This is a genomic window from Parahaliea mediterranea, assembly GCF_017255185.1.
GTDB lineage: Bacteria > Pseudomonadota > Gammaproteobacteria > Pseudomonadales > Halieaceae > JAFKCZ01.
In genome coordinates, this window is the sequence record NZ_JAFKCZ010000014.1 from 43,188 (window position 1) to 68,736 (window position 25,549).

Genomic DNA, 25,549 nt, shown 5'->3' on the forward strand with positions numbered 1-25,549 from the left:
CGGGAGCCTGTTTATGCCATCAGTCGATGGGGGTGACCGGCGAGCCGGGGGCGATGCGGTGAATACCGTCCGCCACCACCACCTGGCCATCGCGCAGGGTGCCGCGCACGTAGGCCTGGTCGCTGCGCAAGGCCAGGACTTCCACCACCTCGCGCGTGGTGACGCTGTGGCCGTCGCGCTGGCGCACCGCGAGCGCGTTCCACACGCCGCGCTGCCCTTCGAGCAGCGCGGATACCGGCAGCCAGCCACCGGGTTCCGCAATCGCCCGCGGCAGGCGCAGGGTAATTGCCTCGCCGTCCAGGGCGTCGAGGTCCTCGGGCAGGTCGAATACCGCCACCGCGGCACGCGTGGCGGGGTCCACGTCGGGCCGCACCGCCCGCAGGGTCGCCGGCACCTCGCGGTCGCGCCAGAGCAGGGTGTGGTGCTGCGGCGCCCGCAGGGCGGCGGCCATCTCCGGCGCCACGCCGATGTGCGCCTCGCGGGCGCCGGTCTGGATCAGGCGCAGCACCGGCTCGCCGGCGCCGGCCACCGCGCCGGCGTCGCGGTAGCGGGCGGCGACGATGCCGCCATAGGGGGCGCGCAACTGCAATTTTTGCAGTTCGATGTCGATCCGTTGCAGTTCCGCGGCCACCGCCTTGCCCTGGGCGACGAGTGCCTGGGCGCGCAGGCGGGTTTCGTCATAGGCTTCCCGCGATACCGCGCCGCTCGCCTGCAGGTCTTGCTGCCGCTGGGCTTTGAGGCGCGCCAGTTCGAGTTCGGCCTGCAGTGTCTCCTGTTCCGCCGCGGCGGCGGCGCGCTGGGCCCGCAGGCGGCGGTCGTCGAGTCGCGCCAGGACCTCGCCGGCTTCGACGCGGCTGCCCTCGCGCACCTCGATCCGCGCGATCTGGCCGGTCGACTCGAAGGCGAGGTCGGCGCGCTGGGCGGCCTCGACCACGCCGAGGAACTGGCGTTGCTGCTGGTAACCGCTTTGCTCGTGAAAGGTCACCGTGGCCACGGGCATGGCCTCGATGCGCGCCACGGGCGCCGAGGCGTCCGCGCGCCAGCGCAGGACGGCGGTCAGGAGCGCGCCGAGCGCGATGGCGAGCGCCACGCCCGCAAGGGTGGAGCGGCGGCCACCGGGGCGTTGCGGCGGGGGGGAGTCGGGCATGATAAATCTCAAGCAGGCGCTGTCCAGCGGTATGTTAGAAGGTATAACATTGGTGTCAAGCATCCGCGCTTGCAGGGCCGCCGCCTTTGCGACACAATACGCGCCCTCTGCACATGGCTGCAGCTGTTATGGCGGCCCGAATGGTCCCCTCGCAACGATAGGTAGTGAACCCCGCCAGGCCCGGAAGGGAGCAACGGTAGTTACTGATTCGTGTGCCGGGGTGTGGCTGTTCGGGTCGCCTCCATTTCCCAGGCCCGCTTTATTTTCCCCTTCTCCATTGCCGGGACGAGGCGGGTTCCCGCGGTCGCTTTCAGTGGGCGGCGGCGGAGAGGTACAATCCCCGCCACAATTCCTTAACCGACGATCCCTTGCGATGGCAAAAATCGACACAATCCTGGCGCACGCCGAAAAGACCTGCCGGGAGCGCGGTGTAAAACTGACCGCCAAGCGCAGGCAGGTGCTGGCGGGCCTGCTCTCGGAGGGCCGGGCCCTGTCCGCCTACGAGCTGGTCGATGTCTGCCGCGAGCGGTTCGATACGCCGATACCGGTGATGTCGGCCTACCGTATCCTGGCTTTTCTCGAGGGCGAGAACCTGGTGCACAAGTTGCACCTGGCCAACAAGTATGTGGCCTGTTCCCATATCAGTTGCGACCACGCCCACGAAGTGCCGCAATTCCTGATCTGTGACCAGTGCGGCAGCGTCAAGGAGATCGGCATTCAGAAGTCGCTGATCAATCGCCTGCGCCAGGACGTGGCGAAAGCCGACTATGTGCTGCAAAGCCCGCAGCTGGAGCTGCACTGCTTGTGCAAGGCCTGCGCGGCGGAGAAGGCGGTATCCTGACCCCGGTTGCCTGGCGGGCCCGCGCGCGGCGGCCTTTGCTTTCTTTCCCGGCTCCCGCCCCCTGGTGTATCCTAGCGATTTTGCAGTAAGGCAGTCTCTCCATGTCCTATCAGGCACTGGCGCGCAAGTGGCGACCGAAGAGCTTTCGCGAAATGGTGGGCCAGGAGCACGTGCTGCAGGCCTTGATCAACGCGCTGGACCACGACCGGCTGCACCACGCCTACCTGTTCACCGGCACCCGCGGCGTGGGCAAGACCACGATCGCGCGCATTCTCGCCAAATGCCTCAACTGCGAGGAAGGGGTGAGTTCCGAACCCTGCGGCCAGTGCGGCTCCTGTCGCGAGATCGCCGAGGGGCGCAGCGTGGACCTGCTGGAAGTCGACGCGGCCTCGCGGACCAAGGTGGAAGACACCCGCGAGCTGCTCGAGAACGTGCAGTACGCCCCCACCCGGTCGCGCTACAAGGTCTACCTCATCGACGAGGTGCACATGCTCTCCAGCCACAGCTTCAACGCGCTGTTGAAGACCCTGGAGGAGCCGCCGCCCCATGTGAAGTTCCTGCTGGCCACCACCGATCCGCAGAAGCTGCCGGCCACCATCCTGTCGCGCTGCCTGCAGTTCAACCTCAAGAACATGCCGCCGGAGCAGGTGGTGGGGCACCTCAGGCACGTGCTGGACAAGGAAATGGTGAGCCACGAGGAGCCCGCCCTGTGGCTGCTCGGCCGCGCCGCCGCCGGCAGCATGCGCGACGCCCTCAGCCTCACCGACCAGGCCATCGCCTTTGGCTCCGGCGCCCTCAGGGAGACCGAGGTGCGAAGCATGCTCGGCACCGTCGACTTGAGTTTCGTCTACCAGGTACTGGAGGCAGTGGTCGCCGGCGACCCCAGGGCGCTGCTGGCGGTGGTGGCGAAGATGGGCGAGCACGCTCCCGACTTCGAGTCCAGCCTCGACGAACTGGTGTCGCTGCTGCACCGCGTGGCGGTGGCCCAGGCGGTGCCCGACGCGGTGGACAACAACTGGGGCGACGCCGAGCGGGTGAGCCAGCTGGCGGCGTCGATGACCGCCGAGGATGCCCAGCTGTACTACCAGATGGCGATCAACGGCAAACGCGACATTCCCCTGGCGGCGGACCCGCGCGGCGGTTTTGAGATGACCGTGCTGCGGATGCTCGCATTCCGGCCCGCGGTGGTGTTCGACGCGGGCGCCGCGGCCGGCGAACCCCCGCCCCAGGCACCTGCCCCCACCGAAGCGAGCCCCGCAGCGCCCGCCGTGGGGGAGGTCGGCGCCGCGGTAAAAAAGCCCCCTGAGGCCGCGGCGCCGGCCGCGCCGGTGCCCGCGGCGCCACCGCCGGCTATGTCCGCGCAGGCCGTGCCCGCAACGAACGCCCCGGAAGCAACCGCTCCCGAAGCGGCTGCTCCCGGGGTGACGGCGCCCGAAGCGGCCGCCACGGCGAACGCGACCTCAGCCGCGGCGGCGGAGCGGCGGCCCAAGGCGCCGCCAATCGATCTGGCCAGTGTCATGGCCGCGCCGCGCGAGGAGCCCCCCGCGGAGACGCCGCCGGCCGCGATGTCCGAGCCGGTAGCCGCACCGAAGCCGGCCGCACCGAAGCCGGCCGCTCCTGTCGATGCGATGCCGCTGTCATCACTGTCGCCGGCCACCTGGCCGGACTTGCTGGAGCAGCTCGGCCTGGTCGGGATCGTGTACAACATCGCCTCTCACTGCGAATTGCGCCACGCCCAAGGCGCGAGCCTGGAATTTGTGCTTGATCGCGACAACGCCACGCTGTTCAATCCCGGCCACGCGGACAAGGTGCGCCTGGCGCTGCAAAATTATTTCGACACCGCCGTGGAAGTGTCCATTGAGCCCGGCGCGCTGACGGGGGAGACCCCGGCCCAGCGCAGCGCGCGGCTGGCGGAACAGCGGCAGCAGGAGGCGGTGGACGCCATCGACGGCGACCCGGTGCTGCGACAACTGATCGAGCGATTCGACGGCGAACTGGACCGCGCGTCGATCGCTCCCCTGGATCCCTGAGGAATACCCATGAAAGGCAACCTATCGGACCTGATGCAACAGGCCCAGAAAATGCAGGCCGACCTGCAGCAGAAGCAGGAGGAAATGGCGCGCGCCGAGGTCACTGGCGAGGCCGCCGCCGGCCTGGTGAGGGTGGTGATGACCGGCCGTCACGACGTCAAGCGCGTGACCATCGACGACAGTGTCCTGTCCGAGGACAAGGAAGTGCTGGAGGACCTGCTGGCCGCGGCGGTGAACGACGCGGTGCGCAAGGTCGAGGCGCACAACAAGGAGGCCATGTCCGGCCTGGCCGCGGGGCTGAACCTGCCCGGCGGTTTCAAGATGCCCTTTTAGGTCGGCAAGGGCATGAAATTCAGTCCCGCACTGACCGAATTGATCGAGGCGCTGCGCTGCCTGCCCGGTGTCGGCCCCAAGTCCGCCCAGCGCATGTGCCTGCACCTGCTGGAGCGCGATCGCGAGGGGGCCTCCAGTCTGGCGCACGCGCTGCAGCAGGCGGTGGAACGGGTGGATCACTGCCGCCGCTGCCGCAATTTCACCGAGCTGGATATCTGCGAGATCTGCGCCGACACGCGGCGGGATCACAGCGTGATTTGCGTGGTGGAAACCCCGGCCGATGTCTTGGCGGTGGAGCAGAGCGGCAGCTACCGGGGCCTGTATTTCGTGCTCATGGGTCACCTGTCGCCCATCGACGGTATCGGGCCGGCGGAAATCGGCCTCGACCGCTTTCAGGAAAGGGTGGTCGAGGAAGGGGTCGCCGAGGTGATTCTGGCGACCAATCCCACGGTGGAGGGTGAGGCCACGGCCTACTACCTGACGGATATGTTATTGCCCCGGGGCGTCAAGGTGTCGCGCATCGCGCACGGCGTTCCCCTGGGGGGCGAGTTGGAGTACGTCGACGGCTCCACCCTGGCCCACGCTTTCAGTGGACGTCGCGCGGTGGAGCAATGATGGATTGGGAACTGATTGAGGACGACGCTACCCTGCACCGGGTGCTGGCGCAGTACGCGGGGGCGTCCGCCGTGGCCGTGGATACGGAGTTCATGCGCCGCAACACCTTCTATCCCAAGGTGGCGTTGCTGCAGCTGTGCTTCGAAGACAAGGCCTGGTTGGTGGATCCGCTGGCGATCTCCGACCTGGCGCCGCTGCGCGCGCTGATGGCCGAGCCCGGCCTGGTGAAGGTCCTGCACTCGCCCAGCGAGGACCTGGAAGTGTTCCAGCGCTGGTTGGGCGAACTGCCGCGCCCGCTGTTCGACACCCAGCGGGCGGCGGCGCTGACCGGGCGGGATTTCGGCCTGGGATACCGCGCCCTGGTGCACGACATATGCGATGTGGACCTGCCCAAGGACGAGACCCGCTCCGACTGGCTGCAGCGGCCGCTGACCGAGGCCCAGTGCCAGTACGCGGCGCAGGACGTGGTCTACCTGCTGGACGTGTACCGGGCCCTGCGCGACGAGAGTCGGGCGCAGGGCAAGCTGGACTGGGTGCTGGCCGATGGCGCCGACGCGGTCAACGCCCAGGCCGGTGGCCCCGGGAGTTACTACCCGCGCATCAAGTCCGCGTGGAAACTGGACCGTCACCAATTGGGGGCGCTGGCGGCCCTGTGCCAGTGGCGGGAGCAGACCGCGCGCAACAAGGACAAGCCCCGCAGCTGGATCATCGATGACCAGGCCTGCCTGCAGATCGCCCGTGGCAACCCCGGCGACCTGGCGCAATTGCGGGCGCAGGTGGAGTTGCCGCCAGCGGCGCTGCGCCGCTACGGCGAGGCGCTGCTCGAGGTGTTGTCGCAGCAAAAGGCGGTGCCGGAGTCCGATCTGCCCGCGCCGCTGCCGCCGCCGCTCAGCGCGCGCCAGCGCGACCAGGGTAAAAAGCTCAAGCGCCGGGTCCGCGCCATTGCCGCGGAACTGAATGTGGCGCCCGAGATATTGTTGCAGTCCCGGGACTACGAGGCGCTGGTGCGCGAGGCCCGGGGCGAAAGCAATGGCGAGCGTCCCCCGCACTGGCGGGGCTGGCGCGATGAGGTGGTGATCCAGCCATTGCGGGAGCTGCTGCGGGAGGGTGGAGCGTGAAGCGCCTGTGCCAGGTATTCAAAAGCCCGAAGCGCGAGGAGATGTACCTCTACGTGGACAAGGCGCGGGGGCTGGCGGACGTCCCCGAGGCCCTGTTGCAGCAGTTCGGCGAGCCGCGGGCGGTGATGGTCCTGATGCTGGACCCGGCGCGCAAACTGGCCCGCGCCAGTGCCGCCGAGGTGCTGGAAAAAATCGAAGCCCAGGGTTTCTACCTGCAGATGCCGCCCACGGAAGCGGAGCTCCTGCGCCGGGACCGGGCCGATGGATGAGTGGTGGAACCGCGTTCCCCTGGCGCAGCTCGACCAGCGGCAGTGGGAGGCCCTGTGCGACGGCTGCGCCCGCTGCTGCCTGCACAAGCTCGAGGACGCCGACAGCGGCGAGGTCTTCTACACCCGGGTGCACTGCGGCCTGCTCGACGCGCAGAGCTGTCGCTGCCGGGACTACGCCCACCGCCAGGAACTGGTGCCCGACTGCGTCGCGCTGACCCCCGACAACATCAGCGACCTCGACTGGTTGCCATCGACCTGCGCCTACCGCCTGCGCGCCCGGGGCCTGCCCCTGCCGCCGTGGCACCCGCTGGTCAGCGGTGACCCCGAGAGCGTCCACCGCGCCGGTATCTCCATCCGTGGGCGCAGCATCGCGGATGAATATGTGCACCCCGAGGGCTATGATGAACATGTCATTGCCTGGGTGCGGTAGGCTCGTATCAAAGGATTGAGGAGAACCACGTTGTGTTGAGCGAACAGTCCTATCACATTGCCATGGCGGCCTATCTCGGTGCCGCGGTGCTGGCCTTGTTGCTGACCGCCTGGTGGCTGCGGCGCCGTTGGCACCCGGCGTGGATCGGCTTGCTGGTGCTGCCGGGCGCTGCGGTACTGTTGACCCCGGCCTACCCGGAAGCGGGTGTTTCGACGCTGGCGCCGGCGGTGATCGTCGCCGGCTTCCAGTGGCTGACGGTCGACCAGGCGGCGGCCGAACACGCCCTCAGGCCCCTGCTGGCCGCCGTCGGGCTGGCCCTGCTGCTGGCGCTGTTGTTTGCCGTGGCGCTCCGGCTTCGACGCGGGTCGCCGCCGGCCAGTGCTCCGGCAGAGTCCTGATACGTAGAACGCAAGATGAAAGGATCGATGGCCGCCGCGGCCCGGATACTGTGCACCCTATTGACCTTGTGGCTGGTGCTGCCGCCCGCCGCGAGCTTCGCCGATCCGGTGACGCGGATGATGAAGCCCGACCTGCGCCTGCTGATCGATATCTCCGGCAGCATGAAGGATTCGGACCCCGACAACCTGCGGGGACCGGCGCTGGAGCTGATCGTGCGCCTGCTGCCGGAGGGGGCTCGCGCCGGCGTGTGGATCTTCGGCGAGGAGGTGGAGGTACTGGTGCCGCACCGGGTGATCGATGCCGCCTGGCGCGAGGAGGCCCGGCGGGCGGTGGCGCAGATCGACAACTCCGGCCAGCGCACCAATATCCCCGCCGCGCTGGCGGCGGCGACCTACGACCGCGGCAGCATGGACCCCAGTTACCGCACCAGCATCGTGCTGCTCACCGACGGCAAGGTCGATGTGTCGGCTTCGCCGATGGCCAACGCCGCGGCGGCGCGCAAGTTGCTCCAGGATGCCGCGCCGAGCCTCGGCGCCACCGGGATTCCGGTGCACACCATCGCCCTGTCCGACGAGGCCGACTGGACTTTTCTGCGCGCCCTGGCCGAGGAGACCGCGGGCCTGGCCGAGAAGGCCGAGACCGCCGGCGAGCTGACCGGGATTTTCGTGCAGTCCCTGGAAATGGTGGCTCCCACGGCGCGGGTGCCGCTGGCCGGCGGCAGTTTCGCCATTGACGACAGCGTAGAGGAGTTCACCGCGCTGATCTTCTTCGCCGGCGAGGAGACGAGCGTCGGGCTGGTCAGCCCCTCCCGGGTCCGTTATCGCCCGGAGCGGGCCGCCGAGGGCGTGGAGTGGTTCGTGACCGGGCGTTTCGCCCTGGTCACGGTGAGCTCCCCGGAGCCCGGGCAGTGGCAGCTGGCGGCGCCGCCGGACGCCAGCATGCGGGTCACGGTGATCGCCGACCTGCAACTGGAAGTGGATCCGCTGCCCAACAGCATGCCCGCCGACCGGGTGGGGGAGGTTGGTATTCGCCTGCGCGATGGCGGCGATGTCCTGCGCGATCCCGAGGTTCTCGGGCTGATGGATATCCGCCTCGATATCACCGGCCCCGACGGCACCACCGAAACCATCGACGTCTCCGGGCGCTACCCGATACCCCAAAGCGGCGAGTACCGTGTCGCGGTGCCGGCCTTCGCCCGCGGCGGGCGCTACGAGTTGACCGCCCGGGTGCACGGCAAGACCCTGCAGCGGGAGTTGCCGATGTACGTGGAAGTGATTGCGGGCCCCGCCGAGAGCGCGATCAGCACCCGCCCCAGCGACATTCCCGAAACCAGCCTGGCGGTGCCGATCGCCAGTGTGCTGGGGGCGATTGCCGCGGTGGGGCTGGTGTCCCTGTGGATCTCCCGCCGGCGCCGGCGCCGGCGCCTGGAGTTGTGGAAGCGCCGCTTCCAGGACAGCCAGCCGGGAGCGGAGGTTCCGGTACTCGACGGGCTGCGCGCCGACAGCGAGGATCAGCGGGGCGCTTCCTAGGCAGCCGCCAACAGCGCGCTTGCGTCGCCTATGCCCACTCGCTACCCTTGTGGGCTTTGTCTTTTAACTGCTCAGTGGAACAACTATGAAATTCGAGGGGACAGAACGCTACGTTGCGACCGACGACCTGCGCATGGCGGTGAACGCCGCGGTGACGCTGCAGCGGCCGCTGCTGATCAAGGGCGAGCCGGGCACCGGCAAGACCATGCTGGCGGAGGAGGTTGCCCAGGGCCTGGGCATGCGCCTGATCCAGTGGCACATCAAGTCCACCACCAAGGCCCAGCAGGGCCTGTACGAGTACGACGCGGTGTCGCGCCTGCGGGACTCCCAGCTCGGCGACGAGAAGGTCCACGATATCGCCAACTATATCAAGAAGGGCAAGCTGTGGGAGGCCTTCGCCGCCGACGAGCAGGTGGTGCTGTTGATCGACGAGGTGGACAAGGCCGACATCGAGTTCCCCAACGACCTGCTGGTGGAGCTGGACCGGATGGAGTTCTACGTCTACGAGACCGGAGAAACCATCAAGGCGAAGCACCGCCCGATCATCATCATTACCTCCAACAATGAGAAGGAGCTGCCCGACGCCTTCCTGCGCCGCTGCTTCTTCCACTTCATCAACTTCCCCGATCGCGACACCATGCGCGAGATCGTTGATGTGCACTACCCGGGTATCGCCCAGAGCCTGGTGCAGGAGGCGCTGGAAGTCTTCTTCGACGTGCGCGCCATCCCCGGCCTGAAGAAGAAGCCCTCCACCTCGGAACTGATCGACTGGCTGAAGCTGCTGATGGCGGACGATATTCCCGACGAACTGCTCAAGGAGCGCGACCCCACCAAGGCCATTCCGCCGCTGTACGGCGCGCTGCTCAAGAACGAGCAGGACGTGCACCTGCTGGAGCGGCTGGCCTTTATGCACCGCCGGGAAAGCCGCTAGGCCGGGGGCGCTATGCTCATTAATTTCTTCCACGGCCTGCGCGACGCCGGCGTCCCGGTGACCACCCGGGAGCTGCTGGACCTGATGGAGGGGCTCACCGAGCATGTGGCCTTCGCCGACATGGACGCGTTCTATTTCTTCAGCCGCACCTGCCTGGTCAAGGACGAGAAGTATTTCGACCGCTTCGACCGGGCTTTCGGGCTCCATTTCCGTGAACTGGAGGCCCTCGACGACATCATCGAGGCGCTGATCCCCGACGACTGGCTGCGCAATGAGTTCATGAAGCAGCTGTCGGAGGAGGAGAAGGCCAAGATCGAATCCCTCGGCGGCCTGGAGAAGCTGATCGAGGAGTTCAAGAAGCGCCTCGAGGAGCAGAAGGAGCGCCACGAGGGCGGCAACAAGTGGATCGGCACCGGCGGCACCTCGCCCTTCGGCCAGCAGGGCTATCACCCCGAGGGTATTCGCGTGGGCCCCAAGGGCGGCAACAAGAAGGCGGTGAAGGTCTGGGACCGGCGCGATTTCAAGAACCTCGACGACAGCGTGGAGCTGGGCACCCGCAACATCAAGGTGGCCATGCGCCGGCTGCGCAAGTTCGCCCGCACCGGGGCCGCCGACGAACTGGACCTCGACGACACCATCCGCTCCACCGCGCGCAACGCCGGCCTGCTCGACATCAAAATGGTGCCCGAGCGCCACAACGCGGTGAAGGTGCTGCTGTTCTTCGATGTGGGCGGCTCCATGGACCCCCATGTCAGGGTGTGCGAGGAGCTGTTTTCAGCCGCGCGTACCGAGTTCAAGCACATGGAGTACTTCTATTTCCACAACTTCCTGTACGAGAGCGTGTGGCGCAACAACGTCCGCCGCCACAACGAGCGCACCCCACTGCTCGATATCATGCACAAGTACAGCCACGACTATAAGGTGATCTTCGTCGGTGACGCCGCCATGTCGCCCTACGAGATTGTGCAGCCCGGCGGCTCGGTGGAGCACTGGAACGACGAGGCCGGCGAGGTGTGGATGCGGCGCATGCTGGAGACCTATGAAAAGGTCATCTGGATCAACCCGGTGCCGGAGGAGGAGTGGGCCTACACCCAGTCCACCGCGATCACCAACCAGCTGCTGGAGGGGCACATGTATCCCCTGACCCTGAAGGGCCTGGAAGAGGGGATGGGCTACCTGTCGAAATAGGGGCCGCGGCGGCCGGATTCGGCGAGGTGAAAGCCTCCCGGGACGAAGAGCCTGCATCCAGTGCCGAAATTTGTTTATCCTGGTGCCTGGGATATCCCCGCAAGGGGCAAACATAGGACCCTGGAGCGAACACTATGGGACTGGGACGCAAGATCGCGGGGGCAACCCTGCTGCTGTTGGCGGTGGGGGCGGTCGGCCTGGCATACGCCATGAGTTTCAACCGCGCCTGTCCGGCACCGGCCCTGGCGGCCGGGACCGGCGGGCCGGACGCGATGCGCGCGGTGGTCCACCGCTGCTACGGCTCGCCCGAGGTGCTGGAACTGGCGTCGCTGCCGCGACCGGAGCCCGCCGCGAACGAAGTGCTGGTTAAAGTGCGCGCCGCGGGTGTCAATCCCCTGGACTGGCACTACATGCTCGGATCCCCCTATGTCATGCGCCTGATGTCGGGTATCGGCCGGCCCAGCCAGGAGCGGCTGGGGGTCGATTTTGCCGGCACGGTGGAGGCCGTGGGCAGTGCCGTCACCCGTTTCCAGCCCGGGGACGCGGTATTCGGCGGGCGCGGTGGTGCGTTCGCGGACTACCTGACCATTGCCGAGGACAAGGTGATTGCCCACAAGCCGCCGAATATCGGCTATGCCGAGGCCGCGTCGGTGCCGGTCGCCGCGGTGACGGCCCTGCAGGCGGTGCGCGACAAGGGGCGGGTCACGGCGGGGCAAAAAGTCCTGGTCAATGGCGCCTCGGGGGGTGTCGGCACGTTCGCGGTGCAGATCGCCAGGCACCTGGGGGCGGAGGTCACCGGTGTCAGCAGCGCGCGCAATCACGCCATGGTGCGTGAACTCGGGGCGGCGCACATGATCGATTACCGGCAGGAGGATTACACCGAAAGCGCTGAGCGCTACGACGTGATCATCGACAACGTGGGCAACCACGGCCTGCTGGCCAACCACGGGGCACTGAAGAACGGCGGCATCCTGGTCATGGTCGGCGGCCCGAAGGGCAACTGGTTCGCGCCGCTGAAAAACGTGATCCTGGCGCCGCTCCTGTCGCCCTTCGTGTCGACGGAATTTGCCTCCCTGCTTGCTCGGTTGAACGCCGCGGACCTGGATTACCTGGCCGGGTTGATGGCGCAAGGGGACATCAACCCGGTGATCGACCGCGAATTTAGCCTCGAGGCCGTGGCGGATGCCATTCGCTATTCGGAGTCGGGCCGCGCCAGGGGCAAGATCGTGATCAGCATGCGCGGCACCGCGGTGAAGTGAGTCTGGCCGTTTGGCGCAAACCATTCGCGGTAGCGGCAGTGTGGCAATGTAGTGGCAATGGCTTACACTAGGGGATGTCTCCCTGGTCGAGGGTTTGCCATGCCGATTCGTCCCCGTTCGCGCACCGTCTCCCTGCTGGCGATACTGTCGCTCGCCGCCACGGCCCACGCCGATCGAGCAGGCTTCGATCAGCACCGCTTTGCGGTCCAGGTGGGCTACTTCCTGAGCAGCTGGAACACCGAGCTGCGGGTCAATGGCGAGAGTGTCCGCAATCCGGAATTCGACCTCGAGGAGCAGCTCGGTTTCGACGAGGACGAGGAGACCTATCTGCTGGGTTTCGAGTGGCGCATTGCCCGCCGGCACAAGCTCACTGCCGGGTACTGGGACTTCTCGCGCAGCGCCAGCGCGGCGCTGCAACGCGACATCAGTGTCGGCGAGGACACCTACCCGGCCGGAGTCAGGGCGTCTTCCAGCTGGGATGTCACCATCATACCCATCACCTATTCCTACGCCTTCTACGACACCGAGACCCTACAGCTGAGAGCCTCCGCGGGCGTTCACTGGACCGAGCTTGATTTCGGCATCGCCGGGCGGGTCGATGTCGGGGACGAGGGGGGCGCCCGGCGCAACAGCACCTCCGCGGATACCGACGCGCCGCTGCCGGTGCTCGGCGCGGGCTTGCGCTACCGTCCGTGGCAGCGCTGGGAGCTGGGCCTGGACGGCGGCTGGTTCGGCCTCGACCTGGACCTGAGCGGCGGCGATCTGGAGGGGGATATCCTCACCGGCAACGCCTACGTGGAGTACGCCCTCACCGATGCCTTGCGGGCCGGGTTCAAGTACACCTATTTCGACCTCGACGTGGGCGCCGAGGCGAGCAGCTGGGACGGCGGCGTGGGCTTCGAATACCACGGGCCGCAGCTCTATCTGGGCCTGCGTTTCTAGGTCGGCCGCATCAGTCCGGCGTAGGCGATCAGGCTGGCGGTGACCGCCACATTCAAGGATTCGACGCCGTTGCGCATGGGGATGGCGAGGCCGCGGGTGGCTTCTTTCAAGGCGCCCGGGGATACCCCTTCGGTCTCGTTGCCCAGTACGTACACACAGCCGCCATCGGGGTTGAATTCGAACAGGGTCTGGGTGGCGTCGGCCGCCAGCGCGCACACCTCCATTTGCCGTTCGCGGCACAGGCGCAGGGCCCCGGGCAGGCTGTCGCACAACAGCAGCGGCGCCCGGTACAGGGTGCCGGCACTGGCCTTGATCACCAGCGGGCCGAGCGCGGCATTGCCGCCGCGCGCGTACAGGATGCCGTCGATTTCCCCGGCGGCCGCCGAGCGGATGATCATGCCCAGGTTTTGCGGGTTGGTGATGCCGTCGAGGGCCAGCAGGCGGGCCCGCGGCGGCAGGTCGGGCAGCGCGTCCGTGAACTGGCGGAAGGCGGGGCAGAGCACGTCCACCGCCACCCCCTGGTCCTGGCGCCCGTTGCGGGAGATACGCGCGAGGGCCTCGCGGCTGTGGGTGTTGACCGGGATGTCGCGCGACTCCGCCAGGGCGCGGATATCGCGGACGAGGCCCTGTTCGCGGTTGCTTTGCGCCAGGTGCAGGGCGTGGCAGTGCAGTTGCGGGTTTTGCAGTACCTCGAGCACCGGCTTGCGTCCGTACACCGTAAGTACCCGGTCGAAAAAGGCCTTGCGCTCGCGGTACTCGGGGGAATCCGACACGGCCCGCGCTTACTGGACTTTGGCCTGGCCGGTGGCCAGGGCGGTCACCCGGTCGGCGGATTCTTTCATGCGCGCGGCGATGTCCTCGATCTGGGCGCCGGTGATCGGCTTGTCGATGGAACCGGCCACGAAGCACATCACCGGCACGTCGCGGTAGACGAAAATAGGCACGGCGATGGTGCTGACGTCGTAGCGGGTCTTGGGGTCGATGCGGTCGAGGTGGTAGTGCTCCTCGCAGATCTCGCGCTGGTACTTGTTGGTGGCGTCCTCCAGCTCGGTGAGGCTCCAGCTCTGGTGGATGCGCGACAGCTCCGCGGTCAATTCCTCCTCGGCCTTGGTCTTCAGGGTGACCTCGTAGCCGCGGGCGCGGATCGCGATCACCGACACGCGCAGCTTCTGGTCCAGGCGCTCGTTGTAGCCGCCCCGGGATTCGTGGGCGCGGGTCAGCCAGGCTTCCAGCACCTTGGCCGGGGAGAACGCGGTGAAGCAGGCGGCGATGGGCGCCGTGTTGGGCAGCCGCAGGCCCAGCTGGAAGGAATCGATCAGCGGGGTGGCGTGCCCGTACAGTGCCAGCAGCACCTGGTGGAGCTTGGAGCGGGCGGTGACCGCGAAGCCCATTTGCAGGTCGTTTTTCAGGCCCTCCAGCTCGGGCCGGGCGTATTCAAGCACCGGGAACTGGGCGAAGGCGGCGTGGCCCGCGGCGATGATGGAGGGCCCCAGGCGGTAGGCCTTGGTGCGGGGGTGCTGGATCAGGAAGCCGTAGTTGGCCATGGTGGTGAGGATGGCGTGGCAAGTGGCTTTGTTCAGGTTGAGCCGCCGGGTCATTTCGGTGAGGCCGAAAGCCTGGTGAGGGTTGGCCATCAGCAGATCGAGAATGGCGAGCGCGCGTGCTGTGGGCTGGGAGAATAACGCCACTTATAATACCCCCGGGCTTGTATGATTGGGTTTGCGGAGCGGGAATTCTACATGATTCTGATGGGGCGTGGCAGTCGGCCGGGAAGCGGATGCGAGGAGCGGTGGCAATGAGCGGCGGGGCGGTGTTTGAGTTGCTTGGCACCTCGGCCTGTCACCTGTGCGAGCAGGCGGAGGACATGCTGCGCGCGCTACAGGGGGCGGGCCTGGCGTTCGACTACGTCAAATGCGATATCAGCGAGGACGACGCCCTGTTCGAGCGCTACGGCCTGCTGATACCGGTGTTGCGCGCCCCGGGGGGGCAAAAAGAGCTGCACTGGCCCTTCGAGCCGGAGGCGCTGGTGGCTTTCCTCGTTGGTGTGCCAAGCGAACCCCAGAGGCACTGACCAAACCGTTGCAGGGCCGAATGTATTCGGCCATTGGTGCCTGGGGCAGCTCTTTTGGTCGAATAAATTCGACCCTACAGAGGACAGGGCAGCCTGATTTTGACTTAAGTCAGTGCCGTTCGGGCTAGCCCTTGTCCTTCTCGCCGACGCGCACCGCGAGCACGTCGCAGGTGGCGCCGTGCAGGACGCCGTTGGCGGTGGAGCCCATCAACAGCGCCAGGCCGTAGCGGCCGTGGCTGCCCACCACGATCAGGTCGGCGCCAATCTCCTCGGCCTTGCTGTGGATCTCCACTTCCGGCCGTCCCAGCACGATGTGCCGGCGCTCGGCGGGGATGCCCTGGCCGTCGCCAAAGGTTGACAGTTGCTGGGTTGCCTGCTGGTGGATTTCGTCCTGGATACCGGAAAAATCCATGGGAATGTCGCCGCCGTAGGCGAAACTCAGGGGTTCGATCACGTGAATCAAATGCAGCTCGGCGCCGTTGGCTCCCGCGACAGCGTGGGCCCGCTGGGCCACCTGGGCGGAATCGTCGCTGAGGTCCACCGCGACGAGGACTTTGCTGTATGCACTCATGGAACACTCCATCTTCCGGTTGAGAGTTGAAACCTTCGGGCTATATATAACATACAATGCGCTCCAGTTAACCGCCCGGAGCCCCGACCCTTGACCTATATCATCATCGCCTTTGTTGTCGCCCTGGCCCTGGCGCCCCTGACGCACTTTGTGCCCAGCAAGCAGCAGCGCCGCCAGGCGCGGATGCGCGAGGCGGCGGCGGTGCGCGGTTTGTTCGTGGAGTTTCGCCAGTTGCCGGGCAATACCGGGGCGACACAGCGGGTGCCGCGCTCGGGCACGATTTACTACGGCCTGCGCCTCAGGCCCTCCCGGGGCAAGACCCGCCGCCGGGGCGCGTGGCTGTGGCAGGACGGCGAGTGGCGGGCCCTGGGGGAGCGCGCTCCGGCGCCGGCCGCGCTGCAACACCTGCCGCCGGGGATACTGGCCGCGGGCGTTGACGAGGCTTCCTGCGGGGTCTATTGGCAGGAGTCCGGAGACGAGGGCAGCGTGGAGCAAATCCAGCGCGCGCTGGCCGATTGGGCGCAACTGCTACAATCCTGATCGGGCTTGTGGCAGTAACGATGCCAGGGTTTCCCCTTGACCCGGAGGGTTCTGGCACTTATATATGGCCCCTTTTCCGTCAGGGACCGCACGGGCGGCCCGGCTTATCGGGTTGCGACAGGAGCTTATGGGTAAATCACTAGTCATCGTGGAGTCGCCGGCCAAGGCCAAGACTATCAACAAATACCTCGGGCCGGACTTCATCGTGAAGTCCAGCGTCGGCCATATCCGCGACCTGCCCACCGCCGGTAGCGGCGGCAAGGCGGACCCGAAGGAGCGCGCGGCCCAGGCGGCCAGGACGCGCAAGATGAACCCCGAGGAGAAGGCGGCCTACAAGAAGCAGAAGGCCCGGGAGCAGCTGATCCGGCGCATGGGCATTGACCCGGAGCACGGCTGGAAGGCCGAGTACCAGGTGCTGCCCGGCAAGGAGAAGGTGGTCGCCGAGCTGAAAAAGCTGGCGGAGAAATCCGACGCCATCTACCTCGCCACCGACCTCGACCGCGAGGGGGAAGCCATCGCCTGGCACCTGCGCGAGGCCATTGGCGGCGACGACGACCGCTACCAGCGGGTGGTGTTCAACGAAATCACCAAGAAGGCCATCGCCGAGGCCTTCGAGGAGCCCGCGCACCTCGATTACAACCGCGTGAATGCCCAGCAGGCGCGCCGCTTCCTGGACCGCGTGGTGGGCTATATGGTGTCGCCGCTGCTGTGGGCCAAGGTGGCCCGGGGCCTGTCCGCGGGGCGGGTGCAGTCGGTCGCGGTGCGCCTGATCGTCGAGCGCGAGCGGGAAATCCGCGCCTTCGTTCCCGAGGAGTACTGGGAGGTGCACGCCGACCTGGCCACCGGGGCGGGGGAGGACGTGCGCTTCCAGGTGCGCAAGCACCGCGGCGAGAACTTCCGCCCCAACAACGAACAAAGCACCCGGCACGCCACCGCCGAACTGGAACAGCTGCCCTACGCGGTCAGCCAGCGGGAGGACAAGCCGACCCGCTCCAAGCCGCCGGCGCCCTACATCACCTCGACCCTGCAGCAGGCGGCCAGCACCCGGCTGGGCTTCAGCGTCAAGAAGACCATGATGTTGGCCCAGCGCCTCTACGAGGCGGGCTACATCACCTACATGCGTACCGACTCCACCAACCTCTCCGACGAGGCGGTGTCCGCCTGTCGCGCCCACATCGAGGCCAATTTCCCGGCCAAGTACCTGCCGGACGCGCCCAATCGCTACTCCTCCAAGGAGGGCGCGCAGGAGGCCCACGAGGCCATCCGGCCCTCGGACGTCAACCTCAAGCAGACCGCCCTGCAGGGCATGGAGCGCGACGCCGAGCGCCTGTACGAGCTGATCTGGCGCCAGTTCGTGGCCTGCCAGATGCCCCCCGCCGAATACCTGTCCAGCACCGTGACCGTGGCCGCCGGCGATTACGAGCTGAACGCCAAGGGCCGCATCATCGTGTTCGACGGTTTCACCCGGGTACAGCCCAGCGCGGGCCGCAAGGGCGAGGACCGCGTGCTGCCGGACATCAAGCGCGGCGACACTCTCGACCTCAAGGCCCTGGACCCGGCCCAGCACTTCACCAAGCCGACTCCGCGTTTCGGCGAGGCCAGCCTGGTGCGGGAACTGGAAAAGCGCGGTATCGGCCGTCCCTCCACCTACGCCTCGATCATCTCCACTATCCAGGACCGCGGCTACGTGCGGCTGGAAAACAAGCGCTTCTACGCGGAGAAAATGGGGGAGATCGTCACCGACCGCCTGCAGAAAAGTTTCACCGACCTGCTGGACTACGGCTTTACCTCCTCCATGGAGGAGCGCCTGGACGAGGTCGCCCAGGGCGACATGGACTGGCGGGAGTTGCTGGATCGCTTTTACGGCGAGTTCCGGGAGCTGCTGGAAAAGGCCGAGGAGCCCGAGGCGGGCATGCAGCCCAACGAGCCCACCATGACCGACATCGCCTGCGCCAAGTGCGGGCGGCCGATGCAGATCCGCACCGCCAGCACCGGCGTGTTCCTGGGCTGCTCCGGCTACGCGCTGCCGCCCAAGGAGCGTTGCAAGCACACGGTCAACCTGGTGCCCGGGGACGAGGCGATCAGCGAGGATGCCGACGACGAGGCCGAATCCCGCCTGCTGCGCAGCAAGCACCGCTGCAAGCTGTGCAACGCGGCCATGGACAGCTACCTGATCGACGAGCAGCGCAAGCTGCACGTGTGCGGCAACAACCCCGACTGCCCCGGCTTCGAGGTGGAGCACGGCAAGTTCAAGATCAAGGGCTACGACGGTCCCACCCTGGAGTGCGACAAGTGCGGCGCCGAGATGCAGCTCAAGACCGGGCGTTTCGGCAAGTACTTCGGCTGTACCGCCGAGGACTGCAAAAATACCCGCAAACTGCTGCGCAGCGGCGAGCCGGCGCCGCCCAAGATGGACCCGGTGCCGATGCCGGAACTGGCCTGCGAGAAGGTGGAGGATACCTACGTGCTGCGCGACGGCGCCGCGGGCCTGTTCCTGGCGGCCAGCCAGTTCCCCCGCAACCGCGAGACCCGGGCGCCCTTCGTGGACGAGCTGTTGCCGCACCGGTCGGAGATCGATCCCAAGTACAGCTTCCTGTTCAGCGCGCCGGCGACAGACCCCGACGGCAATCGCAGCCAGGTCCGCTACAGTCGCAAGACCAAGGAGCAGTACGTGATGACCGAGGAGGCCGGCAAGGCCACCGGTTGGAAGGCCTTCTACCGCGGCGGCAAGTGGCAGGTGGAAGAGGGCAAGGCGGCGTCGAAAGCCGCGCCGAAGACGAAGAAGGGGCGCAAGTCGTCGTGAGTTCGGCGCGGGGACTGGCCAATCACCACCTCTACCTGGCGCGGCTGGTGCTGGATGCCTGGGGGCGTGAGTGCGAGGCGCAGCAGGTTTCCGCGGCCACCCTGTCGGAAGCCTTCGGCCCGGCCTGCCACGCCCACCTGGGGCGGGCCTACGGCTGGTTCCTGCTGGCCGTCGCGGGGGCGGAGCCGCTGCCCCTCGAGCCGCCGTCGCGGGCGGCGGATCTGCCACCGCGGCCCGCGGGCAAGGCGGTGCCCGGCGAAATCCGTGAGTTCGAGCGACTCGAGCGCGAGGGCTGGTTGGCGCAGATGCTGGCCTGGGCGCCGCAACGTCCGGGGCAGGGGAGCGCGGCGCGCGCCCGCCAGCCCGGCAACCTGGCCCGCCCGGCGCCGTCGGTCGACGGTCCCGATACGTTCCGCGGCTGGGCCCGGGACCTCGACAGTCTGTTCCAGCGCATGGGCGATTCCCTCGACGAGTATTGACCCGGTTTCACCCCGGGTCGCTGTCAACCTCTCCATCCGCGGCGGGTAGCATGCAGCCGCGCGTCACTGATAGAATGAAAGCGCAATTCTGCAAACCCGAGGTTTTTTAGTGCCTACAGCCCTGCTGGAAATTGTCGACCTGGGAGACGGGGAAATCGTACTGCAACACGCGGAAGATGACTCGGAGCCCCTGGTGCGCATCCGCTTTTCCGAAGAATCGCGGATGTACCTGTCGGAAAACAGCCTGGAAGTGGCCAAGGCCATGATCCAGGCCGGAATCCAGGCCGCCTCCAACCTGGTGGAGGAAGAGGACGCCGAGCTGGAGCCGGGCGCTCCAGACGCCGCGCCCCGCGTACTCCACTAGCGGGCAGGCCCCGCCGCCCGGCCTTAGCGCATCGGGCGGGCCAGGGGGCGGATTCGCCCGCCGACTGCCGCGGCCCTAGAGCCCGCGGCGCAGTACCCCTACGCTGAGGCCCTCGATGGCGAAGGCCTGTTGGCGCAGGTCGACCCGGATCGGTTCGTAGTCCGGGTTTTCGGGCAACAGCTCCAGTAAATGCCTGCTGCTGGTCTTGCGCAGGCGTTTCACCGTCACTTCATCCTCGATCCGCGCCACCACGATATCCCCGGTGTTGGCCACGGGCGTGCTGTGGACCGCCAGCAGGTCGCCGTCGTAAATCCCCGCGTCAATCATGCTGTCGCCGTGCACGGTGAGAAAATAATTGGCCGCCGGCTTGAAGAACTCTCCCGCCAGGTCGCAGTAGTCCTCGATGTGTTCCTGGGCCAGCACCGGGCTGCCGGCCGCCACCCGGCCGACGATGGGCAGGCCCGGCCGCTCCGGCAGGCGGATGCCGCGGGAGGCGCCCGGGATGATCTCGATGGCGCCCTTGCGGGCGAGGGCCTTGAGGTGTTCCTCGGCGGCGTTGGCGGACTTGAAACCCAGTTGCCGGGCGATATCGGCCCGGGTGGGGGGGTAGCCGGTCTCCGCGATATGTTCGCGGACGATATCCAGCACCTGTTGTTGCCGCCGGGTCAGTTGCTCCATGGTTGCGCCCTGTTTTTTTATACAGGCCTGTGAGTATATACAGCCCTGGCGGGCGGGTAAAGGTTGCCGGAGCGGGCCTTTGAGGCCAGGCAGGGAGGTGGTGGCCGCAAGTCGCGGGGCAGTTGCAATCGCCGATCCCGTCCGCTACCGTGCTGCCCCTCGAGGGCGGGGGTTCGATACCTTGAACCCGCGCCATCCTCCCGGCGGTGATCCCGCCGTTGCAACCCGCGCGCCATGCAGGGCGCGCACTGTGTATCGATAGCGGAGACAGCGCATGGCAGAAGCGGCCGGTGCATTGCACAAAACCCCACTTTACGACCTCCACCTCGAACTGGGTGGCAAGATGGTGCCCTTTGCCGGCTACGAAATGCCCGTGCAGTTCCCGCCGGGGGTCAAGAAGGAGCACCTGCACACCCGTGACAGGGCGGGCCTGTTCGATGTGTCCCACATGGGCCAGTTGATCCTGCGCGGCGACAACGCCGCCGCGGCGCTCGAGGCCCTGGTGCCGGTGGACATCATCGGCCTGCCCGAGGGCAAGCAGCGCTACGCGCTGTTCACCAATGACCAGGGCGGCGTCCTCGACGACCTGATGGTGACCAACCAGGGGGACTGCCTCTACCTGGTGGTGAACGCGGCCTGCAAGGCGCAGGATATCGCCCACCTGGAGGCGAACCTGCCCGGGGGGATCGCCCTTGAGCGCCTCGACGACCGCGCCCTGGTGGCGCTGCAGGGCCCCGCCGCCGGCGAGGTGATGGCGCGCCTGGCCCCGGAGACCGCGGGCATGGTGTTCATGGACGCCCGTCGCGTGACCATCGACGGCGCCGACTGCTTTGTCAGCCGCTCTGGCTATACCGGCGAGGACGGTTTCGAGATTTCGATTCCCGCGGACCGGGCAGAGGATCTGGCGCGCCAGCTGCTGGCCTGCGAGGAAGTGGAGCCCATCGGTCTCGGCGCCCGTGATTCCCTGCGCCTGGAGGCGGGATTGTGTCTCTATGGTCACGACCTGGACGCCTCCACGACCCCGGTCGAGGCCAGTCTGATCTGGGCGATCAGCAAGGAGCGTCGCGCCGACGGCGTGCGCCCCGGCGGCTTCCCCGGGGCCGATATCGTGCTCGAGCAAGTGGCCAGCAAGCAGGTGTCCCGCAAGCGCGTGGGCCTGCTGGGGCAGGGGCGCGCCCCGGTGCGCGAGGGCGCCGAGCTGTTCGACGCCGAGGGCCGCGCCATCGGTGGCGTGACCTCGGGCACTTTTGGTCCCAGCGCCGAGGCGTCCATCGCCATGGCCTATGTCAGCGCGGAGTTCGCGGCCCCTGATACCGAGGTTTTCGCCGAGGTCCGCGGCAAGCGCCTGCCCATGCGGGTGTGCAAGATGCCCTTCGTGCCGCAGCGCTACCACCGTGGCTAGAGAGTCCGGCGCCGCCGCGGAGCGGGCGGCGCCCACGGCCTACAGCGAGACCGTCGCGGTGCGCTACAGCGACACCGACGCCCAGGGCCATCTCTACTTCGCCAACTACATGGTCTACGCCGACGAGGTCGGGGGGCATTACATGGAGGCGCTGGGCCTGTCGGCCATGAACCCCCAACAGGCCCCCTGTTTTATTTTCACCGTGAACATCAATTGTGACTTTGTCGGTGAATGCGTGGCCGGTGACCGGGTGCGGGTGAGCGTGGGCTATACGCGGCTGGGCAACGCCAGCGCGGAGATGGCCTTTTACCTCGCCAGCGAGGCCACCGGCGAGGCCCTGGCCAGCGGCAGCCTCACCCAGGTGTTTGTGGACAAGCAAACCCGGCGGGCCGGCGGCATGCCGCCGGGCTATCGCGAGGCCATCATTGCGCGGCAGCCGGAACTGGCGGATTGAGGGTTTGTTGAGGGTTTGACCGGGGCTTAGAGCGCCGGGACGATGATCGCGACCCGGCGATTTTCCTGCCGGCCGGCGTCGGTGTTGTTGTCGGCCACCGGTATTTCCTCGCCCAGGCCGCGCACGGTCAGGTCTTCCTCCCGCATGCCGGCCGCCACCAGCACCCGGGCCACGGCCCAGGCGCGTCTCTCCGAGAGGGCCTGGTTATAGCCATCCTCGCCATAGGAATCGGTGTGGCCCTCCAGGCGCAACTGGGTGATGCCCACGCCGCGCAGGGTGCGCCCGAGGCGCAGTAGCTCACCGCGACTTTGCTCGTTTACCGTGGCGTCGTCGTTGCCAAACAGCACCTTGCTGGATAGGCCAAACTCCCAGCCCTCGTCGGTCAGTTGGAAGCCTTCCTGTTTGAGTACCGCAACCTGCTCCTCGGTCAGGCGCGGCAGGCTCTGGCAGCCGGCAAGGGCGATGGCGAGGGTAAAAGCGATGGCGAGCCATTGGCCGGGCTTGATGCAAAACATACTGTCTGATTTCCTTTGGTTACATTCTCGCGGGGGTGTGTGGTGCGGGCGCGACGAAGTGCGTGCCCCGGGCCAGGCGCTTGGCCTTGTACATGGCGAGGTCCGCGCCGTGCAGCAGGGCTTCCGGCGTTTCCGCGTGGTCGGGGTAGAGGGCGATGCCGATGCTCAGCGTGGTGTTCAAGGTATCGCCGTCGGGAAGCTCGATGGGTTTTTTCATATTCTCCAGGATGGCGTCGGCGACGCGCTCGGCATGTTCGAGTCGATCGATTGACTTGAGCAGCACCGCGAATTCATCGCCGCCCAGGCGCGCCACCAGGTCTTCCTTGCGCAAGATCGCGTGCAGGCGCGTGGCGATTTCCACCAGCACCGCGTCCCCCGCGGCGTGGCCGCGCTCGTCATTGATCGACTTGAAGCGATCGCAGTCGATAAACATCACCACCAGGGGTTCGCCGCTGTCCCGGGCGTCGCACAGGGAGCGGTTGAGCCGGCTCTCGAAATAGGTGCGATTGGGCAGGCCGGTCAGGCTGTCGTGACTCGCCTTGTGGCTCAGGGACTTGTTCTCGTGTTGCAGGTGCGCCTGCCAGGCGTCCAGCTCGTCCAGCAGGGCGTTGAAGTCCTGGCCCAGTTCGTCGAGCTCGACGATGCCCACCGGCTTCACCCGGCGGTTGAAGTCGCGGTCGCGGCGCACGGTGTGGGCGACGCGGGCCAGCTCCACCAGCGGGCTGGCAATCTGCCCGACCAGGCGGCGCGACAGGTAGGCGGCACCGGCGGTGGCCAGCAACAGGCAGAGCGCGATCCCCCCCATGCCGAAGGCGATGAAGTCGGCCAGCCGCTCCGCGCTACCGGTGAGTCGGACCTCGCCGATGCGCGTGCCCTCGTGCAGCAAGGGCTGACTGGTCTGCATCGGCAGCAGGGCCTTCGCCAGGCGCTCTTCAAGGCGTGCCAGCGGCCCCTCGTTGGGGCGTTGCCACTGCGCCAGGACTCTGTCGTGCCGGTCCAGCACCTCGGCCCGCAACACTTCCTCGCGATTGGCGATCAGGTGCAGCGCTTCGTCGGCGGCCTGGGGGTCGTTGAACACCACGGCGGCCTCCACCGTGTAGGTCATCGAGCGGGCGATCAGGTCGAGGTTGTTCTCGGCGTAGGTGCGCAGGGTAAGTAGCCCGCCGATGGCCACCGCCAGCCCCGCCGTGGTGACGGCGAGCAGGGCCATGCCCAGGTGCCCCCGATGCAGGACGCTGCGCAGGTGGCGGCGGTCGGCCCTGGCGCGGCGCAAGGTCTTGGCGCGACGGGGCTTCACGGTTCGAGCCTCGGCTTGCCCAGTTTGAGTACGCTGGGATGCACGCGCACGCCGCTGCGCGCCACCGCGTCCAGGTTGACTTCGAAGCTGACGCGCGGCTTGCCCACGTGCAGGCAAAAGGCGCTGCCGACGCTGCAGGCCGGGTCGCCCTCGCTGATGGTCAGGACCGGCTGTCCGGCCAGGCCCGAGAGCAGCCGCTGGAGGGATTCATGGTTGATGATGCCGATGTACAGGGCATTGCACTTGAGCGATAGCTGCGGGTCGCCGATGGCGCGCCGCTGCACGTTGAGCGGCCGGCCGTCGGTCTGGTGAGTCGCCTGGAGCAGGCGGTCGGCGTGTTCGGTCGGTCCCACCACGCACAGCTGGCGCACCGTCGGCTCCTGTGGCCAGCGCACATAGCTGAGTATGCCGGCCACCACCTGGTCCACCGCCGCGGCCTGCCGCTGTACCAGCGCGCTGTCCGCCTGGGCGCGGGCGTATTGCGCCACCCCGGCGCCGAGCAACAGCAGCAAAGCGAGGCATGCACAGGCGCTTGCCGCTTTTGCCACTACTGTGGCAGTCGCAGCATTGGCCATAATCCCTTCCTATTGCTTGCCGGGCTACGGTGCGGGTGTCAAAGGGTTTCCGATCCCGGGAAGGTGCATTTTAAGCCCGCGCGGCGCGGAGGTACATTGTACTTTCGGGCAATTCGCCGCCGCGTACTGTGATCCAGGTCACGCTTGCGGGAGTTGGCTGCCCGCCGGGGCGCGGGGGATGGCCGCCGCGGCGTGACCGGGTTGGGTGTGGGGGAGGGGGGCGCCGTTCAGAGGTCCTCGACACCGTACATGGTGTCGGGCTCGATCATGCTCAGCGGGTTGTTCCAGTCCTCCGGGTGGAGGGGGGCGTCGGGATCGGCGCCGTCTTCGTCGTCGAGCTCGAAGGGGCTGCGCCAGTCCTCCGGCGGCTCGGCGTAGTTGAGTTTCAGCTGGCGCCAGGCGTCGAGGTCGTATTCGGTGACTTCGCCGCCGAGAAACTGGGCTTCGATGCTCAGCGTCGACGGGTCCCAGGCGACCACCTCAAACAACTCGTGTGTCTCCAGATCCTTGTACCAGCCGCCGACTTCGGGACTTAGCATTTTCATTTCAGTACACTCACGGGCTTATTAGTAGTGTCGCGTCCAACATAACATCTTTGCCCGGCCTGTCCATTATGGGAAATTGGTCTAAAAACGCCGCAATAAATAGCGATAGAGGTCGCTTGAAAAGTTGTCGCCGAAGATCAGCCGCTTGCGCCGGGTTCTCAGAGTTGACTTAAAGTCGACGCGCCTTTTATATAGCTGCTCGGAGCTATGAGCCGTTCCGTACA

The 25,549-nt window shown here is 67.2% G+C and carries 29 protein-coding genes and 1 other RNA gene; 21 read left to right on the forward strand and 9 right to left on the reverse strand.

Annotation, left to right across the window (positions count from 1 at the left end):
- Positions 1–19: 19 nt before the first annotated feature.
- Positions 20–1,147: an efflux RND transporter periplasmic adaptor subunit gene (locus tag JYP50_RS17265; RefSeq protein ID WP_206561804.1), complete on the reverse strand. Its 1,128-nt coding sequence runs from the start codon at positions 1,145–1,147 to the stop codon at positions 20–22.
- Positions 1,148–1,285: 138 nt separating this feature from the next.
- On the opposite strand from JYP50_RS17265, the gene ffs reads away from it, so the two are divergent.
- The 14 genes from ffs (at position 1,286) to JYP50_RS17335 (ending at position 13,031) form a co-directional block, all read left to right on the forward strand.
- An RNA gene (ffs, locus tag JYP50_RS17270) (signal recognition particle sRNA small type) lies at positions 1,286–1,382 on the forward strand.
- 138 nt (positions 1,383–1,520) lie between these two features.
- Positions 1,521–1,988, forward strand: a complete 468-nt coding sequence (locus JYP50_RS17275; RefSeq protein WP_206561805.1) for a Fur family transcriptional regulator — start codon at positions 1,521–1,523, stop codon at positions 1,986–1,988.
- A 101-nt stretch (positions 1,989–2,089) separates the two neighbouring features.
- The gene (gene dnaX / locus JYP50_RS17280) at positions 2,090–4,018 is read left to right on the forward strand and encodes a DNA polymerase III subunit gamma/tau (RefSeq protein WP_206561806.1); all 1,929 of its coding nucleotides are present in this window, start codon (positions 2,090–2,092) and stop codon (positions 4,016–4,018) included.
- A 9-nt stretch (positions 4,019–4,027) separates the two neighbouring features.
- On the forward strand, positions 4,028–4,351 hold the full coding sequence (locus tag JYP50_RS17285; protein WP_206561807.1) for a YbaB/EbfC family nucleoid-associated protein: 324 nt from the start codon (positions 4,028–4,030) through the stop codon (positions 4,349–4,351).
- A 12-nt stretch (positions 4,352–4,363) separates the two neighbouring features.
- The gene (recR, locus tag JYP50_RS17290; protein WP_206561808.1) at positions 4,364–4,966 is read left to right on the forward strand and encodes a recombination mediator RecR; all 603 of its coding nucleotides are present in this window, start codon (positions 4,364–4,366) and stop codon (positions 4,964–4,966) included.
- Entirely contained in the window at positions 4,966–6,084 is a 1,119-nt protein-coding gene (rnd, locus tag JYP50_RS17295; protein WP_206561809.1) for a ribonuclease D, read from the forward strand. The genes recR and rnd overlap by 1 nt, the downstream gene beginning before the upstream one ends.
- Positions 6,081–6,353, forward strand: a complete 273-nt coding sequence (locus JYP50_RS17300; protein ID WP_206561810.1) for a YcgL domain-containing protein — start codon at positions 6,081–6,083, stop codon at positions 6,351–6,353. Before rnd ends, JYP50_RS17300 begins: the two co-directional genes overlap by 4 nt.
- Entirely contained in the window at positions 6,346–6,783 is a 438-nt protein-coding gene (locus tag JYP50_RS17305) for a YcgN family cysteine cluster protein (RefSeq protein ID WP_206561811.1), read from the forward strand. Before JYP50_RS17300 ends, JYP50_RS17305 begins: the two co-directional genes overlap by 8 nt.
- A 32-nt stretch (positions 6,784–6,815) precedes the next feature.
- Positions 6,816–7,181: a hypothetical protein gene (locus tag JYP50_RS17310; RefSeq protein ID WP_206561812.1), complete on the forward strand. Its 366-nt coding sequence runs from the start codon at positions 6,816–6,818 to the stop codon at positions 7,179–7,181.
- Between the two features lie 15 nt (positions 7,182–7,196).
- Positions 7,197–8,711: a vWA domain-containing protein gene (locus JYP50_RS17315; RefSeq protein WP_206561813.1), complete on the forward strand. Its 1,515-nt coding sequence runs from the start codon at positions 7,197–7,199 to the stop codon at positions 8,709–8,711.
- An 85-nt stretch (positions 8,712–8,796) separates the two neighbouring features.
- The gene (locus JYP50_RS17320) at positions 8,797–9,642 is read left to right on the forward strand and encodes an AAA family ATPase (protein WP_206561814.1); all 846 of its coding nucleotides are present in this window, start codon (positions 8,797–8,799) and stop codon (positions 9,640–9,642) included.
- 12 nt (positions 9,643–9,654) lie between these two features.
- Complete coding sequence (locus tag JYP50_RS17325; RefSeq protein ID WP_206561815.1) at positions 9,655–10,830, forward strand: vWA domain-containing protein; 1,176 nt, start codon at positions 9,655–9,657, stop codon at positions 10,828–10,830.
- 134 nt (positions 10,831–10,964) lie between these two features.
- Entirely contained in the window at positions 10,965–12,089 is a 1,125-nt protein-coding gene (locus JYP50_RS17330; RefSeq protein ID WP_206561816.1) for an NAD(P)-dependent alcohol dehydrogenase, read from the forward strand.
- 99 nt (positions 12,090–12,188) lie between these two features.
- Positions 12,189–13,031, forward strand: coding sequence for an outer membrane beta-barrel protein (locus JYP50_RS17335; protein WP_206561817.1), 843 nt, complete (start codon positions 12,189–12,191; stop codon positions 13,029–13,031).
- On the opposite strand, the gene JYP50_RS17340 is transcribed toward JYP50_RS17335, so the two are convergent.
- Both JYP50_RS17340 and JYP50_RS17345 read right to left on the reverse strand, forming a co-directional pair.
- Positions 13,028–13,804 carry a TrmH family RNA methyltransferase gene (locus tag JYP50_RS17340; RefSeq protein ID WP_206561818.1) on the reverse strand — a complete coding sequence of 259 codons (777 nt, stop codon included), beginning with the start codon at positions 13,802–13,804 and terminating at the stop codon, positions 13,028–13,030. The genes JYP50_RS17335 and JYP50_RS17340 overlap by 4 nt on opposite strands.
- A 9-nt stretch (positions 13,805–13,813) precedes the next feature.
- Positions 13,814–14,719, reverse strand: coding sequence for a helix-turn-helix domain-containing protein (locus JYP50_RS17345; protein WP_206561819.1), 906 nt, complete (start codon positions 14,717–14,719; stop codon positions 13,814–13,816).
- 107 nt (positions 14,720–14,826) lie between these two features.
- Here JYP50_RS17345 and JYP50_RS17350 point away from each other — a divergent pair, with 107 nt between their 5' ends.
- On the forward strand, positions 14,827–15,102 hold the full coding sequence (locus tag JYP50_RS17350) for a glutaredoxin family protein (RefSeq protein ID WP_206561820.1): 276 nt from the start codon (positions 14,827–14,829) through the stop codon (positions 15,100–15,102).
- Between the two features lie 124 nt (positions 15,103–15,226).
- Here the strand turns inward: JYP50_RS17350 and JYP50_RS17355 are convergent, their stop codons facing one another.
- The gene (locus JYP50_RS17355) at positions 15,227–15,673 is read right to left on the reverse strand and encodes a universal stress protein (RefSeq protein WP_206561821.1); all 447 of its coding nucleotides are present in this window, start codon (positions 15,671–15,673) and stop codon (positions 15,227–15,229) included.
- 90 nt (positions 15,674–15,763) lie between these two features.
- On the opposite strand from JYP50_RS17355, the gene JYP50_RS17360 reads away from it, so the two are divergent.
- From JYP50_RS17360 to JYP50_RS17375, 4 genes are all read left to right on the forward strand, one after another.
- Positions 15,764–16,213 (forward strand): hypothetical protein, encoded by a 450-nt coding sequence (locus JYP50_RS17360; protein ID WP_206561822.1) that lies wholly within the window; start codon positions 15,764–15,766, stop codon positions 16,211–16,213.
- A 127-nt stretch (positions 16,214–16,340) separates the two neighbouring features.
- The gene (topA, locus tag JYP50_RS17365; RefSeq protein WP_206561823.1) at positions 16,341–19,016 is read left to right on the forward strand and encodes a type I DNA topoisomerase; all 2,676 of its coding nucleotides are present in this window, start codon (positions 16,341–16,343) and stop codon (positions 19,014–19,016) included.
- Positions 19,013–19,495: a DUF6586 family protein gene (locus JYP50_RS17370; protein ID WP_206561824.1), complete on the forward strand. Its 483-nt coding sequence runs from the start codon at positions 19,013–19,015 to the stop codon at positions 19,493–19,495. The genes topA and JYP50_RS17370 overlap by 4 nt, the downstream gene beginning before the upstream one ends.
- 109 nt (positions 19,496–19,604) lie before the next feature.
- The gene (locus JYP50_RS17375) at positions 19,605–19,859 is read left to right on the forward strand and encodes a hypothetical protein (protein ID WP_206561825.1); all 255 of its coding nucleotides are present in this window, start codon (positions 19,605–19,607) and stop codon (positions 19,857–19,859) included.
- A gap of 75 nt (positions 19,860–19,934) precedes the next feature.
- On the opposite strand, the gene lexA is transcribed toward JYP50_RS17375, so the two are convergent.
- Positions 19,935–20,537, reverse strand: coding sequence for a transcriptional repressor LexA (lexA, locus tag JYP50_RS17380; RefSeq protein ID WP_206561826.1), 603 nt, complete (start codon positions 20,535–20,537; stop codon positions 19,935–19,937).
- A gap of 274 nt (positions 20,538–20,811) precedes the next feature.
- Between lexA and gcvT the strand changes: the two genes are divergently transcribed.
- Both gcvT and JYP50_RS17390 read left to right on the forward strand, forming a co-directional pair.
- Entirely contained in the window at positions 20,812–21,939 is a 1,128-nt protein-coding gene (gene gcvT / locus JYP50_RS17385) for a glycine cleavage system aminomethyltransferase GcvT (protein ID WP_206561827.1), read from the forward strand.
- Positions 21,932–22,393: an acyl-CoA thioesterase gene (locus JYP50_RS17390; protein ID WP_347136840.1), complete on the forward strand. Its 462-nt coding sequence runs from the start codon at positions 21,932–21,934 to the stop codon at positions 22,391–22,393. The genes gcvT and JYP50_RS17390 overlap by 8 nt, the downstream gene beginning before the upstream one ends.
- A gap of 26 nt (positions 22,394–22,419) precedes the next feature.
- Here JYP50_RS17390 and JYP50_RS17395 read toward each other — a convergent pair whose 3' ends face one another.
- The 4 genes from JYP50_RS17395 to JYP50_RS17410 all read right to left on the reverse strand — a co-directional run bounded on the left by JYP50_RS17395 (position 22,420) and on the right by JYP50_RS17410 (position 25,325).
- Positions 22,420–22,908, reverse strand: coding sequence for an OmpA family protein (locus JYP50_RS17395; RefSeq protein WP_206561829.1), 489 nt, complete (start codon positions 22,906–22,908; stop codon positions 22,420–22,422).
- Between the two features lie 19 nt (positions 22,909–22,927).
- Entirely contained in the window at positions 22,928–24,205 is a 1,278-nt protein-coding gene (locus JYP50_RS17400) for a diguanylate cyclase domain-containing protein (protein ID WP_347136841.1), read from the reverse strand.
- A complete protein-coding gene (locus JYP50_RS17405) occupies positions 24,202–24,753 on the reverse strand; it encodes a YfiR family protein (protein ID WP_347136843.1) in 552 nt (183 codons plus the stop codon). Before JYP50_RS17405 ends, JYP50_RS17400 begins: the two co-directional genes overlap by 4 nt.
- 254 nt (positions 24,754–25,007) lie before the next feature.
- Positions 25,008–25,325, reverse strand: a complete 318-nt coding sequence (locus JYP50_RS17410; protein ID WP_206561831.1) for a DUF6763 family protein — start codon at positions 25,323–25,325, stop codon at positions 25,008–25,010.
- Positions 25,326–25,549 lie beyond the last annotated feature (224 nt).